This is a genomic window from Dysgonomonas sp. ZJ709, from assembly GCF_011039195.1.
Lineage (GTDB): Bacteria > Bacteroidota > Bacteroidia > Bacteroidales > Dysgonomonadaceae > Dysgonomonas.
The window spans coordinates 111,338-127,296 of sequence record NZ_JAAKEM010000011.1 but is presented as its reverse complement, the minus strand read 5'-3'; the positions used below and the strand labels follow the sequence as shown (position 1 = coordinate 127,296).

The following is a 15,959-nucleotide window of genomic DNA, read 5'->3' as shown; positions in this document are numbered from 1 at the left end:
TGCACATAGACTACTGCCGTATCGCCTTCGGTGAAATAGAGCGTTGGCATAGGTATCTGCCCATTGACTGCTATTGCCTTTTTATTTTTCCCTGTATAATTCACAATCGTATCATTGATATATAAATCGTAATGAACCAGTTTTTGAGAATATCCTCCCATAGACACAGCGAAAAACAAAACTATGAGTAGATACCATTTCATAATCATTTCTTTTTAGTTGCTTCAACACTACCACAAGTCAGCATTTTAGAACCATAATACGGGTTCTTTATCGCTTTTTCAGTACTTAGCCAGTAAGCTTTTTTCATCGGACAATACTGGTAATAAACATCCTGAGTCAGATCATTTGAATTATCGATAACACTCCACATTAAAGTAGACAAGTTCATAAAAGCTGTTCGTTGTTTTTCGATATTTTTTTCTTGGGTTACTTGCTGAACTGCTTGAAGCAAGGCATCTTTTTCATTTAGGGATATTTCTTTTTCAAGCGTAGCCTGCATCTCACTTGCATATATGGCAGCTTGCTTGCTATCACTTTTTACTAAAGCATCTTTTATATCCAAATAGTTCTTTAAAAGAGCCGAAGCCGAAGCTTCCTTATTTTGAGAGAAAGCAGCACCACTAACTAATAGTACTGCAAGAAATATAAATAATATTTTCATTGTCTTTTTGTTTTTAATTAATACGTTCTATTTTAAATCCTGCTTTTTGCACAGTATCTATAATTTCCTTTTCTGTAATGCCATTTGATGTTATTGACAATACTTTATCTTTATTTTCGGTGTCTACCGTCCAGCTTTCTATGCCTTTAGATGTATTAAGAACAGGAGTTACTTTTGCGACACATCCACCGCAGTTAATAGTTGTTTTGAACGTGAAAGTTATTTTATCTTTTGATTCCATAATTTCTATTTTATTTGATTATTACTATTTATTCGTTTGTCATACTGAGGAACGAAGTATTTCTTATGGCATGCGCCCAATAGATCCCTCATTACATATCGGGATGACAGGGTCTTCTGAAAAATTTCATTGATTACTATTTATTTTTTCCATTTCAGTCTTAAGCTATTAGTCACAACACTTACACTACTTAATGCCATAGCAGCACCTGCAATCATTGGGTTAAGCAAAAAACCATTGATCGGGAAAAGAATTCCGGCAGCAATAGGTATACCGATAATATTATAAATGAATGCCCAGAATAGATTCTGACGGATAGTAGCTACCGTTTGTTTCGATAGTTTTATAGCCATCGGTATCTTGTTCAAGTCTGATGATATGATAGTCATCTTCGCAACATCTATAGCGATATCGCTCCCCTTACCCATTGCTATACTTACATCTGCACGAGCTAAAGCCGCACTATCGTTTATCCCGTCACCAACCATTGCTACCGTTTTACCTTCGGCCTGCAATTGTTTTACAAATTCTTCTTTTTGATGCGGTAATACCTCAGCTTTGTAATGATCTATGCCCGTCTGCTCTGCAATAGTTTTTGCAGTGGCCTCATTGTCTCCTGTAAGCATATAGACATCTATACCCAGTTGTTTCATCTGTTGTACAGCTTCTTTCGAAGTGGTCTTAACCTTATCGGCAATAGCAATTACAGCCAAGGCTTCCGTCTCGTTTGCAAACCAAATAACAGTTTTCGCTTCATTCGCATATCCGATCGACTTATCTTGTAATAATTTATCTATCTGAATATCATTCTCCTGCAGCAATTTACTGTTCCCTGCAAAGTAGGTCGTATTATCAATTATAGCTTTCGCTCCTTTCCCGGTGATACTCTCGAATTGCGATACAGCTATTGCCGATAACTGAGAAAAATAGTTTGTTACTGCATCAGCCAAAGGATGTTCCGATTGTTTTTCCAAGCTCAATAAAGCAACTTTGGAACTGTCATCGTTATTAAGCCAGACAATATCTGTAACAACAGGTTTACCCTCGGTTATAGTCCCTGTTTTATCCAGTACAATAGCATTTACTTTCTTAGCCAATTCAAGACTTTCAGCATCTTTTATAAGGATGCCATTCTCTGCACCTTTGCCCACTCCTACCATTATCGCTGTCGGCGTGGCCAATCCCAGTGCACACGGACAGGCTATAACCAAGACAGTAACTAAAGCCAGTAACGCTTGTGTAAATCCGTTCTCACCACCGAATATCATCCATATTGCAAAAGCAAGCAAAGCTATTCCGATTACTACGGGTACGAATATTCCTGCAATCTTATCTACTAATTTCTGAACAGGCGCTTTACTTCCCTGTGCATCTTGTACCATCTTTATAATGTGTGAAAGCATAGTTTCGGCACCTACTTTTTCGGCACGGAACTGAAAACTGCCTTTCTGATTGATTGTTCCGGCAAATACTTTTTCGTTTTCCTCTTTCAAAACAGGAATAGGTTCGCCGCTTAACATACTTTCGTCTACATACGACATGCCATTTACGACCTGACCATCAACAGCTATCCGTTCACCGGGTTTCACAACTACTATATCGCCCTTATTTACATCTTCTATCGAAATTTGCATTTGTTGATCTCCATCGCGAATAACACTTACTGTTTTAGGTTGTAAACCCATTAATTTCTTTATGGCGGTCGATGTATTACCTTTCGCCTTCTCTTCCAGTAATTTCCCTAACAAAATGAAAGCCACAATAACGGCTGCTGCCTCAAAATAGACATGAGCCTCTAAACCTCTCTCGCTCCAATAACTAGGAAAAAGGGTATTGAATACACTAAAAAGATAGGCTGTTCCCGTACTTAAAGCAACAAGCGTATCCATATTAGCAGATCGATGCTTGGCTTGCTTCCACGCATTCACGAAAAAGTCTTTCCCCAACCAAAAAAGCACAGGAGTAGATAAAGCCCACATAATATAGTTGGCATAAGGCATATCCATGAATATCATACCAATTGCAACCACAGGAACGGAAAGAATAATCGCAAGAATAGTCTTTTGTTTCAGACTTTTGAATTTAGCTGTATGCAATTCATCCAGAAGTTCGGCATTATTCTCATTTTCATCAATAAGCAAATCATAACCGGAATCCTGAACCGCTTTCTTTATATCTTCTACATTGATCGTTTCGGGGGAAAATTCTATGTTAGCATTTGCCGTTGCATAATTCACAGATGCATTGGTAATACCTTTTTGTGCTTTCAGTGTACTCTCTACATGGGCTGCACACGAAGCACAACTCATATTGAGTACAGGATAAGTTTTCTTTATAGTTGCCATATTATATTGTATTTTAAGAGATTGTATTTCTTACAATGCAAAGTTGGCTATAAAAAGACTTCTGTGTGTTATATTATTCTTTGATAGGTTTACATGATTTACACTTTATCCAACGGTTTGCGCCTATCCATCCCTATATTTTTGAAATGGCTGGGAGTCAACCCTGTTATCTTTTTAAATTGTGCACTTAAATGAGCGACACTCGAATAATTGAGTTGATAGGCTATCTCACTCAATGTTAGTTCATCATATACTAATAGTTCTTTTACTTTCTCTATTTTCTGAGCAATGAAATACTTTTCGATAGTAGTGCCCTCTACTTCGGAAAAGATATTACTGATATAATTATAATCGTGATGAATTTTACTGCTTAGATAATCTGACAGATTGATTTTTAAATCATTATTATCATAATGTACTAATTCAACAATATTTGTTTTTATCTGTTCTATCAAACGGCTTTTCTTATCATCTATTAATGAAAAACCCAACGACTCAAGCACATCGCTCAATCGCTGTTTTTCATCATCAGTCAAATCGCGATCCAACTCAACCTCTCCCAAGCTAACCTTCAATGGATTAAGACCAAGCTTTTCTAATTCCGATTGTACAACCATATTGCATCGGTTGCATACCATATTTTTTATATAGAGTTTCATAATTCTTCAATTGATTCTCTAAATATACAATTAATGAAGGAGATTAGTTTGGATAAAAACTAAACTATTTATTTTTTATATGAAATTCACAATATAAACAAAAGAGAATTTAACATCTATAATATATGCGGAATGCCCGCTCTTTTCTAGCTTTTTCAAACTCAACCTCCGCTTTATTCATCCCCCTTTAACTATCTTTATCTGATTAAGTTCGATTTATTTAAAACATCCACCAAAATATTTCAAAAAACGACTATTGAAACTTAGAAAAAGTCTATTTTTACAACTAAAATAAATTAGAAACGAAAAATAAAACAAAAACTGAATTTCTAAATTAAGTTTCAAATGACATGAATGATATATTAACAATAAATATTATCATTCATCAGAACAAAATAATTTAAAGGCTCCCAATGTTTTTACGATATATTCTTATTTTTTGCCTGCTGTTTTTATATATTTATTCTTCGGCACAAGAGGAACGAAGGGATATAAAATATACCCTTTTGCTCCCGAATAAAGACGAATTGCCTGATGCAAAAGAATATATACTAAACGCCATTGAAAACTACAATCAGAACAAATACACAAATCAACTTGTACATAACTATGAATTCTATCGGAAAACATCAGTAGATATTGTTGTTCACAAAGATTCCGTTGGCTCACAAATAGATCGGGTTCGCAACAGCAATGACCTTATATCCAAATATCTGATCCGTCCATTCGGGTTTTGTTTCGAGCATGTAAAGCCAAATCCGGATTCGGATATGAAATCTGTTACCATTTTGTTATTTGAAGACCACAAATCTGTTTTTACAAATAAGCTTCAAAGCAAAAAACCTCGTATAATTCAGACATCTACAGATAATGGTATTTTTCAGGTTTTAGGACACAAAAACATTCAATCTTTTCTCGATGAAGCCTTTGGAGATATCGATCTATTCAAATACAATAGTAATGTGATGTTACTTTCTTTCAAAGGGCCTTTAAACGAAGCTAATACAGAAATATATACCTATAAATTTACCGGACAGAAAAAAATAATCGGTGAAGAAGAATGTGTGGAGATCGTTTTTTACAGTAAACATATGCAAGAAAACGCTTTTTCCGGATATCTGTATATAACCCCCGGCGATAATCCCAGACTGGTCGAAGCCGAATTTATGTTTAACAATCCTGAAAACACTAATTTTCTGAGAAAAGTGGCCATAAGACACAGGTTCAGCGAAAAAGAGAATCTGATAATTCCTGTTGAAAAAGAAAACACATTACAAATAGGAAGTGATAACAAGGGAACAATCGTCGCATCCCGAAAAGATTTATATTTTAACTATAGTTTTAAACCGGTGTCTGCGGAACAAAAAACAGGAAGAAGTCAATCGAGAGATAGCAGAAAAAATGATCCTTCTTTTTGGGAACAAATACGTCCTATCCCTCTTACTGCATCTCAGATTCAATTGGATAGCCTAAAGCTGGCAGCCGATGAGGATAAAAGCTTCCGTCGTCTCGAAAGTATGATCCGACTGGTTCTTAGTGGGTCTATCAGTATTGCTGATGAAAAAGCAGACATAGGTCCCCTGACCCACTTTATAAGCCATAACGACATGGAAGGCTTAAGGTTGCGCGTAGGAGGAAATACAACAATAAATCTATCCAACCATTTCCAATTGGGTGGATATGCAGCTTACGGAACAAGAGATCAAACACTGAAATATCAGGCAAACATAGCCTATTCGCTATTACCCAAAAGCAAATACTTATGGGAGTATCCCAAAAAGGTAATTTCTTTTGCATACGCTTCAGATTTGAATATTCCCGGACAGGATGTATTACTTATGAACAGGGATCACTTTGCCCAGTCTTTTGCTCACACCCCTACTGATAATATGTCGCATCAGCAAGTAGCTTTATTAGCTTTTGAGAGCGAGAACAGCCATAACTTTACATATAAAATAGCAGGCAAGTTTACTTACGACCGCCCCATGGGTGTCGTAAAATATATACAAGTACGGAATGATAACGATACAACCGTTATCAATAATATAACAAGTAGCGAACTTCAAGTCTCGGTACGTTATGCACCCGGCGAAAAGTTCTTCCAAAGGAAGGAAAGGCGTACGGCAATTCGTCGCGCATCATTCGAATTCGATTTTACACACCGTATAGGTATCAAAAGGATATTCGATTCCGATAACAGTTATCAGGTTTCCAACTTCAATATTTTTAAAAGGTTCTCTTTCGATAAAAATATAGGCCAAATCGACACTTATTTTTCAGGAGGTAAGATATGGGGGCAAGTTCCCTTTCCATTACTATTTATACCCGAAGGTAATCAAAGTTATGTATTTAGTCATAATGCTTATAACTGTATGAATTTCTACGAGTTTGTAACCGACAGATTTGTTTCGACAAGTATAAATACAACTCTCAACTGGACTCCAATACGACTGTTCCTCGAAAACGACAAAATGAAAATTTGTCTGGGAGCCAAGATGATTTACGGCCCCCTTTCGGAAAGGAATAACCCTGAAACTCACCCCGAATTATTTATGTTTAATAATGGGATCAGGGCTCTTGGTAATGTACCATACGCCGAAGCAAGCATCGGGATCGCCAATATATTTAAAGTACTACGTGTAGATTATGCCCGCAGACTAACATATACTTCTGATATTTATGGGGAAGATATTACAAAAGGGACTATACTGTTTTCGGGGAGTTTCTCTTTCTGATCCTTACCTCATAGAAAAACAAAAAGGCTTCAATTGAAAATGCATATTCAATTAAAGCCTTCCGTATAAATATTCTATTTTGTATGCTACCTTATTCAAGCTTTTTCAGATTAAACTTTGCAGCTTCTACACCTCCTTTTATGGCTTTTTCAAATTCAATCTTTGCTTTCTCAGCTTCCCCTCTAAGCATATAAAATACACCTTTGTTATTTGAATATTCGGGCGTATTATTGTTACTCTTATCTAAATATATTTGTGCTGTTTCTAAATCTTCACGAGCTAGAGCGGCTGCCGCAAGGTTCAGATTGGCAATAGAATCGTTAGGATACATTTTAACTGCAGTTTCAAATACCCATAAAGACGCATCACTCCCTGCGGGATATGTGCCGGCTATTTGAAATATCTCGTTAAGACTTAGTTGATGAGGGCTAGTCTTTAAGACCGCTTTCGCCTCATCGACACTAAAACTCTTTACATTATAATATACATTACAGACTACTTTCCTCAACGTCGGATAAATAGTAGTCAACATCTCACGATAAGGAACTCCACCATTGAATGTTTGCAGGTTATTCTTCCGAGTCGCGATATCGGTTGTATTATTTATGATAGAAAGTATTTTGTCTTTATCGTTTATATCTGAAGCTTGGAGCATAGTAATCAATCCGTCCCAGTTTTCGCCACCATATTCAACACTATATAAATCAGATGGCATATCGAACTTACTTGCAAGATATTCTTTCAAGGCATTAGCACGTCCACGCGACAGAGTTTCGTTTATAGCAACAGGTCCTTCTGGCGAGGCAAAGCCAATAATTTCGATACGTGTAATCGTTACATTAGAATCAACTTTGATTGAGTTTATTTCTGATTCTATTCTCACAAGTTCATCGCGATTACCCATATAGTCAGGATAAATTACTGTCTTATTTACAGGGAAATTCAATTTTGTTTCCCACTCTTCATTACGAACTTTTACGACTTCTTTTTGGGGTTCTACATATATTAATTCGGGTTTCACTTCCGGAACACTTATTTTTTCAAGATCAACTTTATTTATTAGGGTCTCCATTGCGATTTCTTGTTCATGCCCTCCACAACCACACAAATCTTCTTTGACATCAAGTCTGGCTGAATTCATCCATTCTGTATATGGAATTACAACCTCGTAATGAAGTATATTATCGTTTTTCTTACCAATCTCGACCACCTTATAAAGATTCAGTTCATTCTGTTGATCAGGTTTCAGTGCTATCGACCTTAGATAAACCCTATGACGATTAGTGCCATTAATCAATATCGCAGGAAGCTCCAATTGATTATCAGTAGCGATTAAGATGGGCGTCAGAGTAAGCGAACGATTGTAGTCCATATCTATTTTACTCACATCCATCTCCATATGTAGGTATAGCGAATCACCTTTTTGTTGCAATTGCTGCGAATTAACAGCTATTTGTTCTTTATAAATATACTGGGCTAAAATCGGTGTACTCGCTGCTAGCAATAGGGCTATTGAACAAATACAGTATATAGTCTTTTTCATCTTTCTTTACTTCATTTACTTAAGTATATAAATAATGCTGAGACCGGCTTTGGTCGGACCCCAATAATTCTTCGTATCGTCTTTCAATTGGCTACCACATTCTTTACATTCATATTTTTTATAATCCAGATGGGCATAACCCACACCTACTGTTGCTTCCAAACTCCAACGATTACTCAAAATCCATTGATAGCCATAAGAGATACCACCGCCGTAAAGATTACCCTGATAGCGATAGTCTTTAAATCCAAGCATCTTGATACCACCTACATTATATTCTGCATAATGAGCATGTACCCCGAAAAAATGCCCATTAAATCTTTCACACAACCAATATCTAAATTCGGGTTGTATCAACCAGTGCTTTATTTGTCTATTATCAGAAAACTCCCATGGGTTGTAATTACCCGATATGTCGAGTGTTGTTTTCTCAGACAAACCTACTTCCAAGCCAATATTAGGCGTTGTTGTTGCCCAATAGAGAGCATTTGTCTTTAGTGCAATGGTAGGCATATACAATCCATCCTTTTCGTTTTGAGCATTCGCAATGCTTGTAAACAGAAGGATAATAATGCATATACAAAAGGTCTTATTTTTCATCTTATTCAGATTGTTATATAGTTATATCTTGGATAAAGAACATCTTAACCAATTTAGTTTTGTTAAGCTAATTTATTATAAAAACAATGTCGAGGTAGAAATGTTTGGTGAAAGAATAACATTTATTCCGTTTAGGCTTTATTCGGATCACCATACAGAATTTAATACACTCTCTGTCACACCGAAACAGGATAATTATATAAAAGCCCAAGCTACCTCAAAATAAAATCCTTCCGAATAAATTACTCAGAAGGATTTACTTAGATAGTGATATGTCGTTCAATTTCCCTATCTCCGTGTTTTTCAGATTAGAATTAGATATAGCATAATAGATTTGAAAAAAGCAAAAAGATTAAGACCATTAACCAGATATTTCAATATCCGGTACCTTCAAATAAATCACGGTTATCGCGAGAGTCGTTAGACTTCTTCTTAAAGTTGTTGAATGTATAGCTAAGGGTCAGCATTATGACCGGATACTTCGGACGGATGTGTGTAACTGACTGCAAATCGGCTGTAGTTATATCACTCTTATATCGGGCAGTATTGAGTATATCACGAAAAGAAAGAGTAGACATTAACTTTTGATGTAATTGCTGACGAACAGCAAGATTTACAAACCAAAAAGAGTCCGAACGCCCTTGTGTTGTAACCGAAGGTCCTACAAAATTACCATCGAATTGAATACGTGTATATTTATGCACATCGATTAAATTATTGATTGTAATATCATAGTTCGTACTAGTTTCATTTTTACCATCCAATTTAAATTTATTTTCAACTTTATAGTAATATACATTACCGTTCACATTAATATTCCATCCACGACAAGCTTTTAATTGCGCATTCAGTTCAATACCCATCGATTGGTCATTCCCTACATTTGCCATAGAGTCTAAGGTTACGCCAGCTTCATAAGGGACACGCAAACGTTCTATTTTATCTTTGCGGCTGCGATAGAATAGACTTGTAGCCAGTACATGTTCATTTAAGTTCTTTTTATAGTTCAGTTCGAACGAATGTATGTATTCGGGACGTATATCGGGATTCCCGATTTCAGCTGTATAATAATCACGGTAAGTAATATAAGGTTCCATAAAAAAGAGCTCGGGACGATTGATACGATAAGAATATGACGCAGTTATTCGCTGATCTTTGGGAAGTGTATAACCCATATGAACAGATGGATAGACTTCAAAATAATTTTTCTCACGGTTAGCCCAGTCTTTCGAACTTCGTAATACCTGATGTGTATGCTCACCTCTAAATCCGCCTTGTATCTCAAAATCATTAAACGATTGTGATGCCATAGTATAAACAGAATGGATGCCTCGCTGAAAATAAAACGTATTATAAATATCATCCCTCCAGTAGAATTCTTTTTTTGCCGGATCCCAGAATTTCATTTTATAATCGCCATCTTCAAGATATGAGAAATATTGATATCCTGCCTCAAGTTTTCCCGTTTTGCTATATGGAATAACATAATCTAAATTGCCTCTGACAGTCCATCGGACTTCTTTTTCCCATGCCCTGTGCCCTTGTTGGCGTACATTATTTTCATCAAACAGGTCGCTTTGGAAATATTCGAGAGCATCTCCTTCATAAGCCAGCATAAAATTGCCCGATAACTTGTGTCCATCTTTATTAAACTTATGATCGAACCCAATATTTCCCTGATTAATAGTGGAATGCAAATCATAATTATCCCGACTGTTATTTTCTGATTTTTCAATTATACCGCTTGCATCCAATTTGGTTTCGATATAATTTAAATCACCATCACGCGTAAACTTATTATACCCTATTTCCAGTCCAAGATTCAGAGTCGTATTAGTCAGCTTGTAATTCATACCTCCTCTCACACCATAATGATAATTTTTACTGCCTCTCGGACCTTCGGAATGTGATGTTGTTGTAATACCATCCACAATAGTTGTTTTGTCTTGCTCGAAATTACTCTTACGTATCGGCTGATTCCAGTAGCCCGCCAGATTCCATTGCAGCTTTTTATTTTGTCCCATGATTAAAAAATCAGCTCCATTAGATAGTACGGTGCTCCCATATGTATTTACAATACCATTAAGTCCCTGTAAACCATTTCGTTTTGTAATAATATTGATAATACCGGCATCACCATCCGTATCGTTACGGGCTGAAGGTGTTGTTATTATTTCAATATTTTCTATAATACTGGCCGGGATTTGCTGTAAGGCTTGCGAACCTTTTAATAAGCTTGGCTGCCCATCTATAAACACCATGAAACCACTACTTCCACGGAATGTAAGATCACCATTAGCATCTATGCGTATAGACGGAGTGTTCTCCAATATATCGATTGCTGTTCCGCCAGCACTCATCAGATTATTAGAGCCGCTAATAATCCTTTTATCCAATTTATAAATAACCTGCTTTTTTTCGGCTTCGATAACCACTTCTGCAAGTTCTGTTTCCAAAGGAACCAATTCTATTATACCAATATCCAGAATGGTCGTTGCAGGTGTCAGCACTATGGGCGAATGGTTGTATATATCGTACCCAACCAGCCTGACCATAAGGTCATACTCACCATGTTGTATATCCGATAAAGCAAAATGCCCGTCTTGTTCAGAATATACATGTGCAATAGCGGTTGTCTCGCCTTTTTTACATAGGATAATATCGGCAAATTCTATCGGAATTTTCTTTCCGCTCTCCACCAATTTTCCTTCAATTCTTATTATAGGCGATGCTATAATAAATGAACAAGTAAGTAGCATTAATAATAGAAGTGTTAGTCGCGTGTTTTTCATTATGTTCCGATATTAGTTTTAATCCCTTATTTCTATTCAAAGGCAAAACTAAACGGATTAGAATCTCTAAAAAAACGAATGAATCTTTAGTTTAAGCAGGTGGCACAAAGATTTACCTTTTTGTCACAAATATTAACTATGATACGATTAGCTCAAAACAAGTCATATAGAGCCTTATCGACCAATAAATAAGGGTGTTTTGTGCTTAAACGTGTGATAATAGAAAGCGGTACACAGTATATTTTCGATATATTTGTTTACTTGTAATATATCCGATTACTGCCATGAATAAAAAAACATTTTTACTGATAGCATTCTGCATCTTTCAGGTACTCAATATATCTGTATATGCTTATAATCTGAAGCAGATAACAGATAAGGGGAACTTTTCTAACAGGTCTGTTATTTCTATGTATCAAGATCAGCGAGGGCTTATGTGGATAGGTACAAATAACGGTCTGAATAATTACAACGGCAGAGAAATATCTGCATTTCATCTGTCGGATAGTAGTAACGTCATTAATGGAAATCAGATAGACAAGATAACAGAAATGAGCGACAATGTGATATGGATCCAAACCTATTACGGTTTAAACAGAATAGACCGAAAAGCAAACTCAATCCAATCGTTCGAGATGTTCAATAGAGTTGCTTTTTCACAAAAAGACAGTAAAGACAACTTCTTTATCATACAGGGGAATAGCAGTATTTATTACTATCTGAAAGACAAAAATCAGTTTGAAGAAATATATATGTCAAATCTCATAGCTAATGAGATTGTAAATTTCTTTATTGATAATAAAGATCGGATGTGGATATTCAAATCGAATGGAGTCAGCTTCTGTTACACTATTCAAACAAATGAATCGGGAATAGTTAGACTCGAGTTGCAGAAAGAATATAAACAGACCGATGGTCTGCTATACTCCTTTACTGATAAAAACAGAGTATTATTAATTGATACAGATTACAATTTATACGAATTTGATACAGAGAACCGTAAAAGTTTATTAATAAACAATTTGAAAGATCAATTAAGCAATAAAGGTGAAATAAGCTCTATTTTAAAATTCCATAATGATTATTTTTTTGGATTCAGAAAAGAGGGGCTCTTCCTACTAAAAGATAATAACGGCGAAGTGTTATTCGAGAAAATTCCTATCAACAGCGGCATACTGTCTCTTCTTAAAGATATACATCAGGATATGATCTGGATTGGTACCGATGGACAAGGCCTATACACCTACTCTATCGACAGACATTCTATAAACTCTACATTACTTAATGATTTTACACTGAAAGTCAGGCAACCGATCAAGGCTCTATTTCTGGATGATAAAAATACGCTTTGGATAGGTAGTAACGGTGATGGGATTCTGAAAATATACGATTATGAGTTAAATAAAAACCTGATTGATTGCAAGATGGAAAATATAAACAATGCAAACAGTGCATTAAGTGGAAATTCTGTTTATTCATTCTCTAAAAGTAAACGTAACATTCTGTGGATAGGAAACGAAAACGGGCTTAACTATTATTCTAATCACGATAAAACCATTAAGAAAGTTGCTTTATCTGATGATAATACAGATATAAAATACATACATGATGTCTATGAACAAGACTCTCTTCTTTGGATTGCTTCTGCGGGAATGGGCATAATAAAAGCACAGATTGATTGGCACGGCGATACACCTTCACTAAAAATAATAAAACGATTCACAATAAAAAAAGGAGATATAGTTTCAAACTCTTTCTTTTCTATCTATCCTGAAAACGATAACACGATATGGGTGACAAACAAGGGAGAAGGTATATTTAAGATCAATACAGCGACATCTGAAGTCGAAATAATACGGTTTGAAGGGAATATATTAAACGAAATTAACTGTATAATCAACAACAGGCCGCACAACTATCTGATAGGAACAAATTCCGGTTTAATAAGATATACTTCCGACAGTTACACAGTTCTTAACGAAGAAAATGGATTTCCCAACAACAGAATTCATAGCATATTACAAGAATCCGATTTTGATTTCTGGTTAAGCAGTAATAACGGGCTTATTTTTTACAATTCGCAGCGAGGCTCTCTCAGGACATACGATCAGCTCGGTGGATTATCTGTTATCGAGTTCAGTACCGGAGCCTCATTTAAGGATGAAAACAGTGGAACTCTTTTCTTTGGTGGTGTAAATGGGTTCGTTACCATAACCCAAAACTATTATGATGAAGCTAACGACTACATGCCACCCATAAACCTTGATAAGTTATCTATATTCGGGCAAGATTATAATATCCATGAATTTCTTTCCGAAAAAGAGAAAATACCGGTTCTTAGTTTGAACCACAATCAGAATTTCTTTTCGATCTCGTTCAGTGCCATAGATCACCTGAATGGCAATAATTATACTTACTTCTACAAAATAGACGGTTCAAGCAGACAGTGGGTCGATAACGGCAACTCTAACGTTATCTCTTTTGTAGATTTCAAGCCGGGCGAATATAAATTGCAGGTCAAATATTATAATAATATACTTGGTAAGGAAAGCTATATTTACACCATCAAAGTGAAAATATTACCGCCTTGGTACCAGTCTAAGCTGTCGTATTCGGTCTATTCGTTACTTGCGGTATTATGCGTATTACTCCTTATCAGATGGTTTGTCATCCGAAACAGACAAAGAAAAGCAGCCCTGTTAGCAAAACTGGAACAGCAGCACAAAGAAGATATATATGAATCTAAACTACAATTTTTCACCAATATAGCACATGAGTTCTGCACACCTCTCACCCTCATATCGGGACCATGTAACCGTATTCTCAACCATAAAAATATCGATAGTTCTATCACTAAATATGCTCAGATAATAGAGCAAAATGCCGAACGATTAAATTCTTTAATCCAGGATTTAATTGAATTTAAACGTATAGAAACAGGTTATAAAGAAGCTCAGATAGAAAAATTACAATTATCGGAAATAGTAAATAAAATAACAAATTCATTTAATTACATTGCCGAATCGCAGAATACACACTTCGAAAAAGACGTTTCGCCATCTATTATATGGAATTCGGATGAAAGCTTTATAATTACAATAATTACAAACATTATTTCTAATGCTTTTAAATATACTACACATAACGGAAAAGTAAAAGTCAAGGCACGGCTGATAGAAGGCCATCTGTATTTGGTGATATCAAACACGGGAAAAGGTATAAAAGCCGAAAATATTTCCAAAATATTCGACAGGTATAATATTCTGCACGATTTCGAATACCAAGATAACTCTAAGTCATGGTCACGAAACGGCTTGGGGCTGGCTATTTCCTATGGAATGGTAAATTTGCTCAAAGGGACAATAGATATAGAAAGTACACCGGGAGAATGGACCCACTTCAAAATAACACTCCCTTATCTTGAAGAAACAAATCAAAAAAAGATTATCAAATATGATACCCTAAAAACAGAGGGCATAAAGAACGATAGTAATGTAATAGCAACCTTGCCAAAATACAAATCGGATGATGAATCAAAACCTACAATTTTGATTATTGACGACGAATTAGAAATATTATGGCTGATCTGCGACATATTTGCAGATGATTTTAATGTAATACCCGTAAATAATTCAGATGAAGCATTGTTAAAACTCAACGATATTCATCCCGATATAATTCTATGCGATGTTATGATGCAAGGTATAGATGGTATAGCCCTTACAAAGGAATTGAAGTTGAATGAAAAGACAGCCCATATCCCACTCATCCTTATTTCGGCCAAACAAGAGGTCGAAGAACAAATAAAGGGTATAAATGCAGGAGCCGATATTTATATTACAAAACCATTCAACATAGATTATCTAAAGTCTTCGGTAAATAAACTCATAGAGAGAAAAGAAACGCTTAAAGATTATTTTGCATCTCCTCTTAGTGCATTCGAACTCACAAACGGAAAAATGACACATAAAGAACATAAGAAGCTAATTAAAGAAATATTTAATATTATCAATAAAAATATTCAGGACAAAGATTTATCAGCAGATTTCATTGCAACCAAAATGAATATAAGTACGCGAAGCCTTTATCGGAAAATAGGCGAAATCGGAGATGTAAGTATCAGCGATATGATACGCGATTGTAAATTATATATTGCTCATTATCTACTTATTAAGTCAATACTCACAGTCGATGAAATTGTCTTTAAATCAGGTTTTACCAATCGTGTAAGCTTTTTCAAGGCATTCTCTAAAAAATACGGATGCACGCCGAATGAGTATAGAAAGCAAAATAGCAAACCATCTTAAATGAATTTTAATGTATCAAATGTACTTCTATATCTTCCGATAATTTATCAAAAATATATAACTTAGCAGAAGA

The 15,959-nt window shown here is 35.5% G+C and carries 10 protein-coding genes; 2 read left to right on the top strand and 8 right to left on the bottom strand.

The features are described 5' to 3' along the window. The 5 genes from G7Y56_RS09625 to G7Y56_RS09605 all read right to left on the bottom strand — a co-directional run. A partial coding sequence (locus G7Y56_RS09625; RefSeq protein WP_165043032.1) for a multicopper oxidase domain-containing protein occupies positions 1-203 on the bottom strand: 203 nt, incomplete at its 3' end. Between the two features lie 2 nt (positions 204-205). Further along, entirely contained in the window at positions 206-664 is a 459-nt protein-coding gene (locus tag G7Y56_RS09620) for a DUF3347 domain-containing protein (protein ID WP_165043030.1), read from the bottom strand. 13 nt (positions 665-677) lie between these two features. Beyond that, complete coding sequence (locus tag G7Y56_RS09615; protein ID WP_165043028.1) at positions 678-905, bottom strand: heavy-metal-associated domain-containing protein; 228 nt, start codon at positions 903-905, stop codon at positions 678-680. Between the two features lie 140 nt (positions 906-1,045). Next, positions 1,046-3,250 carry a cation-translocating P-type ATPase gene (locus G7Y56_RS09610; RefSeq protein WP_165043026.1) on the bottom strand — a complete coding sequence of 735 codons (2,205 nt, stop codon included), beginning with the start codon at positions 3,248-3,250 and terminating at the stop codon, positions 1,046-1,048. Positions 3,251-3,348: 98 nt separating this feature from the next. Beyond that, entirely contained in the window at positions 3,349-3,909 is a 561-nt protein-coding gene (locus tag G7Y56_RS09605; protein WP_185153932.1) for an AraC family transcriptional regulator, read from the bottom strand. A 413-nt stretch (positions 3,910-4,322) separates the two neighbouring features. On the opposite strand from G7Y56_RS09605, the gene G7Y56_RS09600 reads away from it, so the two are divergent. Beyond that, a complete protein-coding gene (locus tag G7Y56_RS09600) occupies positions 4,323-6,644 on the top strand; it encodes a DUF5686 family protein (RefSeq protein WP_165043024.1) in 2,322 nt (773 codons plus the stop codon). A 91-nt stretch (positions 6,645-6,735) separates the two neighbouring features. Here the strand turns inward: G7Y56_RS09600 and G7Y56_RS09595 are convergent, their stop codons facing one another. The 3 genes from G7Y56_RS09595 to G7Y56_RS09585 all read right to left on the bottom strand — a co-directional run bounded on the left by G7Y56_RS09595 (position 6,736) and on the right by G7Y56_RS09585 (position 11,579). After that, positions 6,736-8,187, bottom strand: a complete 1,452-nt coding sequence (locus G7Y56_RS09595; RefSeq protein ID WP_165043021.1) for a DUF3868 domain-containing protein — start codon at positions 8,185-8,187, stop codon at positions 6,736-6,738. 15 nt (positions 8,188-8,202) lie between these two features. Further along, positions 8,203-8,787 carry a DUF3575 domain-containing protein gene (locus tag G7Y56_RS09590; protein WP_165043019.1) on the bottom strand — a complete coding sequence of 195 codons (585 nt, stop codon included), beginning with the start codon at positions 8,785-8,787 and terminating at the stop codon, positions 8,203-8,205. A 374-nt stretch (positions 8,788-9,161) separates the two neighbouring features. Then, on the bottom strand, positions 9,162-11,579 hold the full coding sequence (locus G7Y56_RS09585) for a TonB-dependent receptor domain-containing protein (RefSeq protein WP_165043017.1): 2,418 nt from the start codon (positions 11,577-11,579) through the stop codon (positions 9,162-9,164). A gap of 284 nt (positions 11,580-11,863) precedes the next feature. On the opposite strand from G7Y56_RS09585, the gene G7Y56_RS09580 reads away from it, so the two are divergent. Continuing rightward, positions 11,864-15,886 carry a hybrid sensor histidine kinase/response regulator transcription factor gene (locus G7Y56_RS09580; RefSeq protein WP_165043015.1) on the top strand — a complete coding sequence of 1,341 codons (4,023 nt, stop codon included), beginning with the start codon at positions 11,864-11,866 and terminating at the stop codon, positions 15,884-15,886. Positions 15,887-15,959: the final 73 nt, after the last annotated feature.